Source organism: Flavobacterium tagetis (genome assembly GCF_016735615.1).
GTDB classification, from domain to species: Bacteria; Bacteroidota; Bacteroidia; order Flavobacteriales; family Flavobacteriaceae; genus Flavobacterium; species Flavobacterium tagetis.
The window spans coordinates 175,119-188,022 of record NZ_JAERSF010000004.1 but is presented as its reverse complement, the minus strand read 5'-3'; the positions used below and the strand labels follow the sequence as shown (position 1 = coordinate 188,022).

Genomic DNA, 12,904 nt, shown 5'->3' with positions numbered 1-12,904 from the left:
ATCTGTGGCGAATAAAAAATAAACCAAAGCCTCAATTATTTTGAGGCTTTTTCTTTTGATTTTTCCCGAACTTTACATTCTTAAATTACTCAAAAATGAAAGCACTTACCTTTTCTTCTTTTGGAGAATCAGATGTTTTAGAATATATAGAAATCCCTAATCCGCAATTAAAAAAAGATGAAATCTTAGTCGAGATGAAAGCCATCGGACTAAATTTTGCAGATGTTTATCGCCGAAAAGGAAATTATCATTTAAAAGGAAATCCGCCTTTTATCGCAGGTTATGAAGGCGCCGGAATTGTGGTCGATGCCAACAATCATCCTGAATATAAAATTGGAGATCGTGTGGCTTTTGCCGATGTACCTTTTGCCAATGCAGAATTGGTTGCCGTAAATGTAAATCACATTATTCCGTTATCTGAAAACATTTCTTTTGAAACCGCAGCTTCTGTTTTGCTTCAAGGTCTAACAGCTCATTATCTTGCAACAGATAGCCACAAAACCCAAAAAGGAGAAACCGTTTTAATACATGCAGTTGCTGGCGGAATTGGACAGATTCTAACTCAAATTAGTAAACTTCTTGGAGCAACCGTTATTGGTTTAACCTCATCTGCAGAAAAGGCAAAAATTGGTTTCGAACAAGGCACAGATCATGTTTTTCTTTATAACGAAGATTGGAAATCACAAGTTTTTAAAGTTGTTCCAAACGGAGTAGATGTTGTTTATGATAGTATCGGAAGCACTTTAACGGAAAGTTTTGAAGTCACTAAAGAGTGTGGACAAGTCGTTTTCTTCGGAATGGCGGGAGGTGATCCAGCACCTGTAGATCCGAGAATGCTTATGGACGGTTCTAAAACTTTAACAGGTGGTGATTTATGGAGTTATTTAAATTCTAAAGAAGAAAGAATCAAAAGAGCAACTCAGTTATTCGATTGGATTACCGAAGGAAAAATTAAACTTTCAGAACCAACATCTTTCAAATTGTCTGAAGGAAAATTGGCACATGATTTCTTAGAAAGCAGAAAAAGTACAGGGAAAATTATTTTGATTCCTTAATTTTTTTTTGCCACGAATTCACGAATTTTATTTTTAAAATCTATACGTAAAGTTTTTAAATAAATTTGTGAATTTGTGGCTATCAATTACAACTGAGTAACTTCAATTTTAGTTCGGTCAGACAGTTCTAAAATCCTTTCTACTTCATCTTTGTTTACCACAAAAAACAAATAACTGTCTCCATAGGTTTCATAAGTCAATAACTCTAGATTTGATTTTTCTAATTCCGATTGAATGTACGGAAACAAATCATGACTATAGGTTTCTTCTGGATAATCAAATTTGAAATCTTCGCCAAGCATTTCAGAAATAAAATATTCAGCATCTTCGGGATCAAATTTCCAATCGCTGTGCCAAGTATTTATTTCTTCGAAAAAACTAAAATGATCTTCTGTAGTCTCGTAATACGTTTTAGTTTCGGCGTTGAAACTTTCAAAAAGCTTCTCTGAATATTTTTTCACATCATTTTCTTCGATACTATTTCTCGAAACCAATTTGACAAACTCTTCAAAATCCTCCACAGCCGCTTTGTCATCTAGCAATAGATTCTCTGAAGACGGAAGCTCAACATCTGATGGAATTTCGATATTAAAATACTGAGAGATGGCTTGCAAGACTTTTTTAAAATCTTTAACTCCTATTTCCTCAGTTTCATTTTGAGGATTCTTAAAATCAAGATATTCTGAATCTAGCAAACCTTTTACATAATCAAAAAAATGACTGCTAGAATACAACATTCTAAAATCATTTATTTCTAAACTATTGGTACAGCAAAAGAAAATCATGAAATTATTAATAACACTTGTAAAGTGTTTTTTCATTTCCTCACTCGGTCGCGAATAAAACTGAATATGAATAAAATCATATTGCAAATCATCTTGCATCGCTTCTTCTGACAAGCCTCCAATATTCAGTTTTTTATAAAGTTCGTTCAGAACTTCATACGCATTATTAAATCCTGCTTTTTTAATTTCTGCCCTTCCCTCTTCATGATCCAATGACGAAGGAACAGAATATAAATTTACTGTAACCGTGTCATGAATTCCTTTTACTTTAAATTCTATACTATTCGATTCATGATGTAAATGACTATAAATTGAATCAATAACATCAAAAGAAATGATTGATTTCGGATCGTTATTTCTATTAAATAAATTGGAGAAAAAGCCCATGGAAATATTTTTACATTAAAAATTTAATCGTTTGAATATTTAAAACTCTGATTCATTTTATCAAAAGGAATTACTTCATTGACAATCGATTCTAATTCAAAATCCGTCAGTAATCCTCTCGCCGATTCTACAATTTTGGGCGAAACATGTATTTCATAATCAATGATATCGCGTTCTAAAATAGATGATAGAATTTCGTTTTGCTGTTCGGTCAGATACTTTTTGTGCGATTTAAAAACCGATTCGATATCATTTCTAAATTCCTCATCAGTAAGTTCATTATAGACATCTTGTTTAGACATATCGATCAATAAAACTTTGAAGATAAAATCTTGAAGGTTCTTTGCCAGATAATTGACCTCGTTAGAATCATGCCAGACAAAAACGATCGGCACATCACCATTATTTTCTTCATTTAAAAAGAAACAATAATGATCACCTCCGCCACTTTTAGCAAACGGAATAAATTTAAATTCTGGGTTGATATTTCGATAATCCTCTGGATCTCTAAGCTCTTCTATTTCTTCGGCAACCGATTTCAAATTCAGCGATTCAAAATCGTAAGAATGCAAAAGCAGAGGCGGATTATCTTTTAAGGTTGGATAAACTTCTGTGTACCAATTTGGACCATATTCACCGACATCCAACATGCCGTCAGCGTCTAATTTTTTGTATAAAAGCGGGAAAGTGAATCCGTATTTTTTCTCTATTTCTTGTATTGTCATCTTTGGGGCAAATTCTATTACAATCAAACCACTAAGATAACAATCTTTTTACTACACCAAAAAACCTGAGGTCAATTATTTCAAGGACTCCGCAATCATCAAGGCACATTTTTCACCATCAATTGCTGCAGAAATAATTCCCCCGGCATAACCTGCACCTTCTCCACAAGGGTATAAACCTTTGATTTGCAAATGCTCTAAGGTCATTGGATCTCTCGGAATTCTAACTGGAGATGAAGTTCTACTTTCTGGCGCATGCAAAATAGCTTCATTAGTTAAATAACCTCGCATTGATTTTCCAAAATCCTGAAATCCCTGACGCATAATCTGAGTTAGAAATCCTGGAAAAACCTGTCCCAATTCAACCGAAGTTGTTCCTGGCACATATGACGTTTTTGGAATATCTGCTGAAACTTTACTCTTAGTGAAATCAATCATTCTTTGAGCTGGAACTTTTTGAGTTTCTCCAGCCAAATGCCAAGCTTTTTGCTCGATGCTTTTTTGAAATTCCATTCCAGCCAAAGCTCCAAATTTCGCGAAAGGTTTAAAATCTTCCAATTTCAATTCGACTACAATTCCAGAATTCGCCGTTGCCTGATCACGCTTAGATGGTGACCAACCGTTTGTAACTACTTCTCCCGGGCTAGTTGCACAAGGCGCAATTACACCTCCCGGACACATACAGAATGAATACATTCCGCGGCCGTTAACTTGTTTTACGATAGAATATGGCGCTGGAGGCAAATGTTCGCCACGGAAATCGCAGCTGTATTGAATGCTATCGATTAATTCCTGAGAATGTTCTGCTCGAACTCCCAAAGCAAAAGGTTTTGCTTCTATTAAAATTTTCTTTTTATCTAATAATTCAAAAATATCACGAGCCGAATGTCCCGTTGCCAAAATTAATTTATTGGCATGAATTTTATCTCCGTTCTGCGTTACGATTCCTTCAACTTCATTATTCTTTACCAAAATATCGCTTACACGAGTTTCAAACAAAACCTGACCGCCAAACTCCCTAATTTTATTTCGAATATCTTCAATAATTTTTGGAAGTTTATTCGTTCCAATATGCGGATGTGCTTCTACCAAAATATCTTCTGAAGCTCCAAAAGCCACTAAAAGTTCTAAAATTCTGGTCACATCACCACGTTTTTTAGAACGGGTATATAATTTTCCATCCGAATAAGTTCCTGCTCCACCTTCGCCAAAACAATAATTTGAATCTTCGTTTACAATATGCTCGCGGTTGATTGCTTTTAAATCACGTCGACGACCACGAACATCTTTTCCCCGTTCAAGCACGATTGGTTTTAAACCTAATTCAATTAATTGCAATGCTGCAAAAAGTCCAGCCGGGCCTGCTCCAACAACAATAACTTCTTGTGCATTGGACACATCCTTATATATAGGAAGTTCAAGTTTAGTTTCCTGAAAAGGTTCACCTTTTAAATAAATAAGAACTTTCAAATTGATTTTAATCGCTTTCTGACGTGCATCAATAGAGCGTTTTAAAATTGAAACGTGCTGAATTTCTTGAGCAGAAACTTTAATCTGCTTAGACAAATAGTCTTTTAGCAATAATTCGTTTGCAGCAATTTCGGGTGTAACTTGAAGTAAAAGTTCTTTAGGCATTTTTATAAAAAGGTAATTAATATTATTAAAAGAATTTAGACATTAAAAAATACAAGACAACATATGCCAGTATTCCAATTCCTAAAGCTATATAATGCATTTTTAAATATCTAAACGAAATTTCTAATGCTTCTGAATCATCATCTCTAAATGCTATTTTGACATTTAAAGAAAATTTATATAAATAATAAAGTGGAAAAAAAATTATCAAAAAGGTTAAGACATAAATAGGCAATAACCACATAATCATTGCATAACCGACTCCTCCACCAGTTGGAACATCATCCCAAGCAGATAACGACATATAATCATAAAGAAAATGAAGAATAAAAAAAGTGACAATTAACAATCCAATACTAGATATTACATAAACCCATTTTCCTGCTGCCTGTAAATGCGCTTTTGCCCCTTCACTTAACAACAACTCTTCTGAAACTGAATTATCCTCCATTTATAATTATTTTTTTATGATTTGAGAAATCTAAAATATTCTGCAAAAATAGTACTTTGAAATGAGAAATTATCAATTGTAAATTTTATCCAATTCCAAATCCCGTTTTGTCACATTAAGCGAAGTCAAAATGCACGGGTGGTTTTTGACTCCGCTCGAACCGACAATTGAGCAAAAGATAAAAATCAATTTTCAAAAGAGACTTTGTAACTTTGCTACTCCGAACCTTTGCACCTTTAATAAAATGTCTAGAAAAATAAAACTAATCTGGGATTTCCGCGGACCTGCTTCAGCTAAAACCGCTGAACACCACGAAATTCATTTAAAAGAATATATCGCAATAGAAAAATTGCCTCTAAATATTACAGGATACAAAATCATAGACGAAATGTACGCCATAGCTTTTATGGTAGTGACTGACGAAAATATGATTCAAGTAAGAGATGCTTTGAAACCGCACCGTGGGGAATTATATACTGAATAAAATTCCAATATTTTAAATTCCAAATTCCAAAACGGAAATACTTAAAAAATGAAATTCCAAATTCCAATGCTATAAAAAACTTGGAATTTGGAATTTTTATTTTGAATATTCCCAAAAAGGGTTGGAATTTGGAATTTAAAAACTTTGGAATTTATTTTTTAGTTCGCTACCTCGCTGATAAACTTAATACGCATTAAACGAAGTTCATCAATATCGTAATCGCCATCAAATTCTTTAAGAGCATCTTCGATTTTATCAGATTCAGATTCCATGAAATAATCGTGGATTTCTTCCTGCTGATCGTCATCTAAAATATCATCTAACCAATATTTGATGTTCAGCTTTGTACCAGAATAAACAATCTGCTCCATCTCTTTAATCAATGCATCCATCGTAAGTCCTTTCGCGGAAGCGATATCATTTAGAGAAAGTTTTCTATCAATATTCTGAATGATGTATAATTTGTTGGCAGAGTTTACTCCTGTAGATTTTACAACTAAATCGTCTGGGCGAATAATATCGTTGTCCTCAACATAACGACTGATTAAGGCAACAAACTCACTTCCATATTTTTTCGCTTTTCCTTCACCAACACCGTGAATATTATATAATTCTTGAATTGTTATCGGATATTTTAAAGCCATATCTTCAATTGAAGGATCTTGGAAAACTACGAATGGAGGAACTCCCAATTTCTTAGCCACTTTTTTACGAAGCTCACGAAGCATTCCAGTTAAAACTTCATCGGCAGTTCCAGAAGATTTTCCTCCTGTTACAATAGTTTCATCATCGGCTTCGGTGTATTCATGATCTTCAGACATCATAAACGAAACTGGCTTTTTAATAAAATCTAAACCTTCTTTAGTAATTTTTATTACACCATAAGTTTCAATGTCTTTTGACAAAAGCCCTGTTACCAAAACCTGTCTCAACAATGCCATCCAATATTTTTCGTCGTGATCTGAACCAGAACCAAAATAAGGCTGAGTATCTGTTTTATGTGCTTTAATAACCGCATTGATACGGCCAATTAAAGTAAAGACAATTTCTTTCGATTTGTAAATATGCTTAGTGTCGCGAACAATTTCAAGCAATTTAACAACTTGTTCTTTGGCTTCAACTTTATGTTTCGGATTACGAACGTTGTCATCCATATCGGCTCCTTCACCTGTTTCGCTGTCAAATTCTTCACCAAAATAATGAAGAAGGAATTTTCTACGCGACATTGAAGTTTCGGCATAAGCCACAACTTCCTGTAAAAGTGCAAAACCAATTTCTTGCTCCGCAACTGGTTTTCCAGACATAAATTTCTCTAGCTTTTCTACATCCTTATAAGAGTAGTACGCCAAACAATGTCCTTCTCCACCGTCACGTCCTGCACGACCCGTTTCTTGATAATAACTTTCAAGAGATTTTGGAATATCGTGGTGAATTACAAAACGAACGTCTGGTTTATCAATTCCCATTCCGAATGCAATTGTTGCTACAACCACATCGACGTCTTCCATCAAGAACATATCTTGATGTTTTGCACGCGTTTTGGCATCTAAACCTGCATGATAAGGAACAGCACTGATTCCGTTTACTTGTAAAACTTCGGCAATCGATTCTACTTTTTTACGGCTTAAACAGTAAATAATTCCAGATTTGCCTTTATGCTGTTTTATGAATCGAATAATATCCGATTCGATGCTTTTTGTTTTTGTACGAACTTCATAATACAAGTTCGGTCTGTTGAACGATGCTTTAAAAGTGTTGGCATCGGCCATATCAAGGTTTTTCAGAATGTCTTCCTGAACCTTTGGTGTTGCGGTTGCAGTAAGACCAATAATTGGCACTTTACCCAGCTGCTTAATTATATTTCGCAGATTTCTATACTCTGGTCTAAAATCATGCCCCCATTCTGAGATACAGTGTGCCTCATCAATGGCAACAAAAGAAATGGGCACGCTTTGTAAAAAAGCTACATATTCTTCTTTTGTTAATGATTCTGGGGCTACATACAAAAGTTTGGTCAATCCAGATGTAATATCTTTTTTAACCTGAGCAATTTCTGTTTTGGTTAGAGAGGAGTTTAATACATGTGCAATTCCATTTTCAGACGAAAGGCTTCGAATTGCATCAACCTGATTTTTCATCAAAGCAATTAAAGGAGAAACAACAATTGCTGTTCCTTCTTGAATTAAAGCCGGTAATTGGTAGCAAAGAGACTTTCCTCCACCGGTCGGCATTATTACGAACGTATTTTTCTCGTCTAAAATGCTCGTAATGACTTGCTCCTGCAAGCCTTTAAATTGGCTAAAGCCGAAATACTTCTTTAATTCTTTATGTATTTCAATTTCATTTGAATTCATTCTCTATATTAATGGTATTTTGTATAAATTTGCAACACATAAAGATACAACTTTCTTTTATACATACAAATTTTAAATATTCTGTTTTGATCACAAAAGAAAATATATTGGCGATCGCCAAGAAAACAATACTCTCTGAAAGTGAAGCAATTACAAAACTAATTGATTTTTTGGACGAAAATTTTTACGAAGCTGTCCAACGCATATACGAATCTAAAGGCCGTCTAATCGTTACAGGAATTGGAAAAAGCGCGATCATTGCTCAAAAAATGGTAGCTACTTTTAACTCAACTGGAACTCCTTCTATGTTTTTGCATGCAGCAGAAGCCATTCATGGTGATTTAGGAATGATACAAAATGATGATGTCATTATCTGCATTTCTAAAAGCGGAAATAGTCCAGAAATTAAAGTGCTTGTTCCTTTATTGAAAAGATTCGGAAATACTTTGATTGCCATTACAGGAAACACAACTTCATTTTTGGCAAAAGGCTCTGATTTAGTTTTAAATACAACTGTTGACACAGAAGCCTGCCCTATCAATTTAGCTCCGACAAATAGTACGACTGCACAACTTGTAATGGGTGACGCCTTAGCAGTTTGCTTAATGGAAATGCGTGATTTTAAACCAGAAGATTTTGCGGTTTATCATCCAGGAGGCGCTTTAGGAAAAAAATTATTACTTCGTGTAAAAGACATGATCGAGCATTCATTAAAACCAGCTGTCACTCCCGACACTTCAATCAAAAAAGCGATTTTTGAAATCTCTGAAAAAAGATTAGGCGTTACGGCAGTGATTGAAGACAATAAAATTATCGGAATTATTACAGATGGAGACATCCGAAGAATGCTAAACGACGTAGATAGTATTGCGGACTTAACTGCAAAGGATATTATGTCTAAAAATCCAAAAGTAGTTTCGTCTGAAACTATGGCAGTCGATGCTTTAAACATTTTAGAAGACTTTTCGATTACACAATTGATCGTTGCGGATAACGGAGAATATAAAGGAGTTTTACATTTACATGACATTTTAAAAGAAGGAATCGTATAATGGCAAAGAAAAATCTTGGCGAAATGTCATTTTTAGATCATCTTGAAGAACTAAGATGGTTATTGGTTAGAAGTACACTTGCAACAATCATAATGGCAATTGTAACTTATTTTATTAGTGATTATTTATTTGATCAAATTATTTTAGGTCCGATTAGACCAACATTCTTTACGTATGTTTGGTTTTGCGACTTATCTCACTCATTAGGATTTGCAGACAGTATCTGTATTACAGAGCTGAATTTCATTATTCAAAATACTGAAATGGAAGGCCAGGTAAATATTTTTGTCTGGATGTGTCTTTTGGCAGGATTCATCTTGAGTTTTCCTTACATTTTATGGGAAATCTGGAAATTTATCAGTCCTGCGCTTTATGAGAAAGAAAGAAAAAATGCGAAACTATTCATCTTTGTTTCTTCATTGCTTTTCTTTCTAGGAGTATTGTTCGGGTATTTTGTTGTAATTCCGATGTCGGTAAACTTCGTTGCTACTTTCTCTATCAGTGATGTGGTAAAAAACCAATTCACACTAGAATCTTATATGGGAATGGTTAAAACGAGTATTCTTGGAAGCGCGATCTTTTTTGAACTTCCAATTGCTATTTATTTCTTAACAAAATTAGGATTAGTAACTCCTGAATTCTTAAGAAAATATTGGAAATATGCCGTCGTAATTATTTTAATTATTGCTGCAATTGTAACACCACCAGATGTTGTGAGCCAGACCATTGTTGCAATTCCGATGTTGCTTATTTACGAGGTTAGTATTCTAATTTCGAAGATTGTTTATAAAAATAAATTAAAAGAAGAAAATGTCTGATATAGTTCAAGAATTTAACGACTATCGTTCTAAAATGAACGAAAAACTGCTTGCTGACAACAACAAAATTGTAAAGCGAATTTTTAATCTTGACACCAATGCATATGCAGAAGGCGCTCTAGATGTAAAAACAAAAGAGCTTTTAGGCTTGGTAGCATCAGCAGTTTTAAGATGTGACGACTGTGTAAAATATCATTTAGAAACTAGCTATAAAGAAGGAGTTTCTAAAGAAGAAATGATGGAAGCAATGGGAATTGCTACTCTTGTTGGAGGAACAATTGTAGTTCCTCATTTAAGAAGAGCTTACGAATTCTGGGAAGCGCTTGAAGAGCAAGGCAAATAATTAGAGAATGAGATAATTAGTCAATTGGATAATTTTCATACGATATGTTAATTCGTTTAATTGATTAATTTATTTTATCTTATTTTGCCAACAGAGATAATAATTATCTCATTATCAAATTGACACATTATCTAATTAAGATATTATCTAATAAAAAAATGAAGCTAAGAGCCGATAATTTAATCAAAACCTATAAAGGACGAAGCGTTGTAAAAGGAATTTCTGTTGAAGTAAATCAAGGAGAAATCGTGGGACTTTTGGGACCAAATGGAGCTGGAAAAACAACGTCTTTTTATATGATTGTAGGATTGGTAAAACCAAATCAAGGAAATATTTTTCTTGATGATTTAAATATTACCGACTATCCGATGTACAAACGTGCTCAGCAGGGAATTGGTTATTTGGCACAAGAAGCTTCTGTTTTTAGAAAATTAAGTATTGAAGACAATATCTTGAGTGTTTTACAATTAACAAATCTTTCTAAAGAAGCTCAAATTGCTAAAATGGAAAGTCTAATTGAAGAATTCAGTTTAGAGCATATTCGCACCAACCGAGGCGATTTACTTTCTGGAGGTGAGCGTCGTCGTACAGAAATTGCTCGAGCATTGGCTACCGATCCAAAATTTATTTTATTGGATGAGCCTTTTGCAGGAGTTGACCCTGTTGCGGTAGAAGATATTCAGCGAATTGTAGCGCAATTAAAAAACAAAAACATCGGAATCTTAATTACCGACCACAACGTTCAAGAAACTTTAGCGATTACTGACAAAACATACTTAATGTTTGAAGGAGGAATTCTTAAAGCAGGTGTTCCAGAAGAGCTAGTAGAAGACGAAATGGTTCGTAGAGTATATCTGGGACAAAACTTCGAGCTTCGTAAAAAGAAACTTGAATTTTAAGAAAGTTATATATCAATGGTAAAAAGTAAATTTCTTTTTACCATTTTTTTTAATCTAAGATTCTTAAAAAAAGTTACAAATGAAATCAGAAAAACCAAATCAGGAAGATTACGATAATTGGCACAAAGACCCAAAGAACTGGCATTTCTTCAATAGCTTTTATTATAACCCAAAAGACAAAAGATTACTTCCTCCTAAAAAGATTCAATGGATGGGTTATACAATAAATTTTGCCAATCCGTATTCCGTAATGCTTCTTTTGCCTTTTGTAATAATTGTTATTTTAGTTTTATTGAAATAATTTCAGCAGAAACTGAACACTGCAGACTTTTATTCAACAGTAATAAAATGCAATTGCTCTAAATCACCGTTGTAAATATTAACATCAACACGGTGTTTGATTCCTGGCAGAGAAGCTTTTTCCGTAAACTGCCAAAACAGCCAATCATCTTCGATTTTTTCTCGGTAGAAATTATAATTGGCAATCCAGAACAAATAATCTCCGAATTCTTCTTTTAAAAAATCCGAATAATATCTTTCTCCTGAATAAATTATTGGGCGAACTTGATAATGTTTTTCGACTTTATTCAACCAACGTTTTAATCCTTTTTTTAAACTATCTAAAGGCTGGTTTTTAGGTAATTTTTCAATATCTAAAACAGGCGGAAGATCTCCTTTCTGCAATTTTACCGTTTTAATAAAAAGATCTGCCTGTTCGATAGAATTTTCATTTGGACGATAATAGTGATAAGCACCACGCATAATTTTATTCTCTTTTGCACCTTCCCAATTTCTTTTAAACTGCCTGTCTACACGATCATTTCCTGCTGTTGCACGAATAAAAACAAATTGTACAGGATATTTTTCGTCTAAGATTTCAACTTCTTCCCAATCTACTTTTCCTTGAAATTCAGAAACGTCAATTCCAATTACTTTTCCTTTATGATTTTCTAGAACTCGAATATTTCGTACATCCGAAAGATGTTTGTCTACCTCATCTTCATCTAAAACTTTTTCTGTTTTAAAACCTAAATAATAAGCAAGTCCTTTGCGATAATGATAGATTACTGCAATGAATAAAAGTCCGAAAAAAATCAATAAAAGTCCTCGAAAAAGTCTGCTCAGAAAAGATTTTCCAGCTGGTTTTCTTGAATATGTTTTACGATAAGTCGTTTTTCTTGCCATTAAACAGAATTACTTTTTCAAAAAAAGATTATTAATGATCGACAACAATACATAAAAAGCAATAATTAATGGAATTGCAATATACTGAAGAAAAACAATCATTAATACAGAAATAATCAAAAACACAATTTGAAGTGCATTTTCTTTCAAACTAAATTTTTTAATTTTTAAAGCAAATAAAGGAATTTCAGCATTTAAAATATAAGCACTGCATAGTGTTATAACCAATAAAACCCATTGATTAGTTAAAATTTCTAAAACCATCAAAGAATCTGAAAACGAAATAACCAAAGGAAGACTTAAAATAAACAAAGCGTTCGCAGGTGTTGGCAGTCCGATAAAAGAATCTGTTTGACGCGTATCAATATTAAAATTAGCCAGACGATAGCAAGATCCTAAAGTGATAATAAATCCTAAAAACGGAATTGCTGGATGTGTTCCAAATTCGTGAGCACTATTAGTAAACATGCTATACATAACATATCCTGGCGTTACACCACTCGTAACCATATCTGCAAGAGAATCTAACTGCAAGCCAAGCGGACTTGAAACTTTAAATAATCTAGCGAAAAAACCATCAAAGAAATCAAAAAAGATTCCCAAACAAACCATATAAAAAGCCATTAAATAATTATTCTGGGAAACATAAACAATTGCAACACAGCCGCAGAAAAGATTAATTAATGTAATTAGATTTGGAATATGCTTTTTAATGTTCATAGCTTAAAAAT

14 protein-coding genes are annotated in these 12,904 nt (G+C 33.6%); 7 read left to right on the top strand and 7 right to left on the bottom strand.

Annotated features, from left to right (window positions below; genetic code table 11):
• Nucleotides 1–95: 95 nt before the first annotated feature.
• On the top strand, nucleotides 96–1,055 hold the full coding sequence (locus tag JI750_RS18625; protein ID WP_202005773.1) for a quinone oxidoreductase family protein: 960 nt from the start codon (nucleotides 96–98) through the stop codon (nucleotides 1,053–1,055).
• Between the two features lie 86 nt (nucleotides 1,056–1,141).
• On the opposite strand, the gene JI750_RS18620 is transcribed toward JI750_RS18625, so the two are convergent.
• The 4 genes from JI750_RS18620 to JI750_RS18605 form a co-directional block, all read right to left on the bottom strand.
• Nucleotides 1,142–2,227 (bottom strand): DUF6630 family protein, encoded by a 1,086-nt coding sequence (locus JI750_RS18620; protein WP_202005771.1) that lies wholly within the window; start codon nucleotides 2,225–2,227, stop codon nucleotides 1,142–1,144.
• Nucleotides 2,228–2,250: 23 nt separating this feature from the next.
• Complete coding sequence (locus JI750_RS18615; RefSeq protein ID WP_202005769.1) at nucleotides 2,251–2,952, bottom strand: SMI1/KNR4 family protein; 702 nt, start codon at nucleotides 2,950–2,952, stop codon at nucleotides 2,251–2,253.
• A 75-nt stretch (nucleotides 2,953–3,027) separates the two neighbouring features.
• Entirely contained in the window at nucleotides 3,028–4,587 is a 1,560-nt protein-coding gene (locus tag JI750_RS18610; RefSeq protein WP_202005767.1) for an NAD(P)/FAD-dependent oxidoreductase, read from the bottom strand.
• A gap of 25 nt (nucleotides 4,588–4,612) precedes the next feature.
• The gene (locus JI750_RS18605) at nucleotides 4,613–5,038 is read right to left on the bottom strand and encodes a hypothetical protein (protein WP_202005765.1); all 426 of its coding nucleotides are present in this window, start codon (nucleotides 5,036–5,038) and stop codon (nucleotides 4,613–4,615) included.
• Nucleotides 5,039–5,282: 244 nt separating this feature from the next.
• Here JI750_RS18605 and JI750_RS18600 point away from each other — a divergent pair, with 244 nt between their 5' ends.
• Nucleotides 5,283–5,522 carry a hypothetical protein gene (locus JI750_RS18600; protein WP_160782761.1) on the top strand — a complete coding sequence of 80 codons (240 nt, stop codon included), beginning with the start codon at nucleotides 5,283–5,285 and terminating at the stop codon, nucleotides 5,520–5,522.
• Between the two features lie 158 nt (nucleotides 5,523–5,680).
• On the opposite strand, the gene recQ is transcribed toward JI750_RS18600, so the two are convergent.
• The gene (gene recQ, locus JI750_RS18595) at nucleotides 5,681–7,876 is read right to left on the bottom strand and encodes a DNA helicase RecQ (protein ID WP_202005763.1); all 2,196 of its coding nucleotides are present in this window, start codon (nucleotides 7,874–7,876) and stop codon (nucleotides 5,681–5,683) included.
• A gap of 86 nt (nucleotides 7,877–7,962) precedes the next feature.
• Between recQ and JI750_RS18590 the strand changes: the two genes are divergently transcribed.
• The 5 genes from JI750_RS18590 (at nucleotide 7,963) to JI750_RS18570 (ending at nucleotide 11,289) form a co-directional block, all read left to right on the top strand.
• Complete coding sequence (locus tag JI750_RS18590; protein ID WP_202005761.1) at nucleotides 7,963–8,928, top strand: KpsF/GutQ family sugar-phosphate isomerase; 966 nt, start codon at nucleotides 7,963–7,965, stop codon at nucleotides 8,926–8,928.
• Entirely contained in the window at nucleotides 8,928–9,746 is an 819-nt protein-coding gene (gene tatC, locus JI750_RS18585; protein ID WP_202005759.1) for a twin-arginine translocase subunit TatC, read from the top strand. Before JI750_RS18590 ends, tatC begins: the two co-directional genes overlap by 1 nt.
• Nucleotides 9,739–10,089, top strand: a complete 351-nt coding sequence (locus JI750_RS18580; RefSeq protein WP_111379891.1) for a carboxymuconolactone decarboxylase family protein — start codon at nucleotides 9,739–9,741, stop codon at nucleotides 10,087–10,089. Before tatC ends, JI750_RS18580 begins: the two co-directional genes overlap by 8 nt.
• 158 nt (nucleotides 10,090–10,247) lie before the next feature.
• Complete coding sequence (gene lptB / locus JI750_RS18575) at nucleotides 10,248–10,988, top strand: LPS export ABC transporter ATP-binding protein (RefSeq protein WP_202005757.1); 741 nt, start codon at nucleotides 10,248–10,250, stop codon at nucleotides 10,986–10,988.
• Nucleotides 10,989–11,067: 79 nt separating this feature from the next.
• Entirely contained in the window at nucleotides 11,068–11,289 is a 222-nt protein-coding gene (locus tag JI750_RS18570; protein WP_202005755.1) for a DUF5808 domain-containing protein, read from the top strand.
• Between the two features lie 29 nt (nucleotides 11,290–11,318).
• Here the strand turns inward: JI750_RS18570 and JI750_RS18565 are convergent, their stop codons facing one another.
• Both JI750_RS18565 and JI750_RS18560 read right to left on the bottom strand, forming a co-directional pair.
• Nucleotides 11,319–12,173, bottom strand: coding sequence for a glycoside hydrolase family 25 protein (locus tag JI750_RS18565; RefSeq protein WP_202005753.1), 855 nt, complete (start codon nucleotides 12,171–12,173; stop codon nucleotides 11,319–11,321).
• A 9-nt stretch (nucleotides 12,174–12,182) separates the two neighbouring features.
• A complete protein-coding gene (locus JI750_RS18560) occupies nucleotides 12,183–12,893 on the bottom strand; it encodes a CDP-alcohol phosphatidyltransferase family protein (RefSeq protein WP_202005751.1) in 711 nt (236 codons plus the stop codon).
• Nucleotides 12,894–12,904 lie beyond the last annotated feature (11 nt).

Bases quoted from the DNA above. Each gene is read 5' to 3' on its own strand.
- JI750_RS18625 (WP_202005773.1), top strand. From the start codon at position 96: ATGAAAGCACTTACCTTTTCTTCTTTTGGAGAATCAGATGTTTTAGAA.
- JI750_RS18620 (WP_202005771.1), bottom strand. From the start codon at position 2,227: ATGGGCTTTTTCTCCAATTTATTTAATAGAAATAACGATCCGAAATCA.
- JI750_RS18615 (WP_202005769.1), bottom strand. From the start codon at position 2,952: ATGACAATACAAGAAATAGAGAAAAAATACGGATTCACTTTCCCGCTT.
- JI750_RS18610 (WP_202005767.1), bottom strand. From the start codon at position 4,587: ATGCCTAAAGAACTTTTACTTCAAGTTACACCCGAAATTGCTGCAAAC.
- JI750_RS18605 (WP_202005765.1), bottom strand. From the start codon at position 5,038: ATGGAGGATAATTCAGTTTCAGAAGAGTTGTTGTTAAGTGAAGGGGCA.
- JI750_RS18600 (WP_160782761.1), top strand. From the start codon at position 5,283: ATGTCTAGAAAAATAAAACTAATCTGGGATTTCCGCGGACCTGCTTCA.
- recQ (WP_202005763.1), bottom strand. From the start codon at position 7,876: ATGAATTCAAATGAAATTGAAATACATAAAGAATTAAAGAAGTATTTC.
- tatC (WP_202005759.1), top strand. From the start codon at position 8,928: ATGGCAAAGAAAAATCTTGGCGAAATGTCATTTTTAGATCATCTTGAA.
- JI750_RS18580 (WP_111379891.1), top strand. From the start codon at position 9,739: ATGTCTGATATAGTTCAAGAATTTAACGACTATCGTTCTAAAATGAAC.
- lptB (WP_202005757.1), top strand. From the start codon at position 10,248: ATGAAGCTAAGAGCCGATAATTTAATCAAAACCTATAAAGGACGAAGC.
- JI750_RS18570 (WP_202005755.1), top strand. From the start codon at position 11,068: ATGAAATCAGAAAAACCAAATCAGGAAGATTACGATAATTGGCACAAA.
- JI750_RS18565 (WP_202005753.1), bottom strand. From the start codon at position 12,173: ATGGCAAGAAAAACGACTTATCGTAAAACATATTCAAGAAAACCAGCT.
- JI750_RS18560 (WP_202005751.1), bottom strand. From the start codon at position 12,893: ATGAACATTAAAAAGCATATTCCAAATCTAATTACATTAATTAATCTT.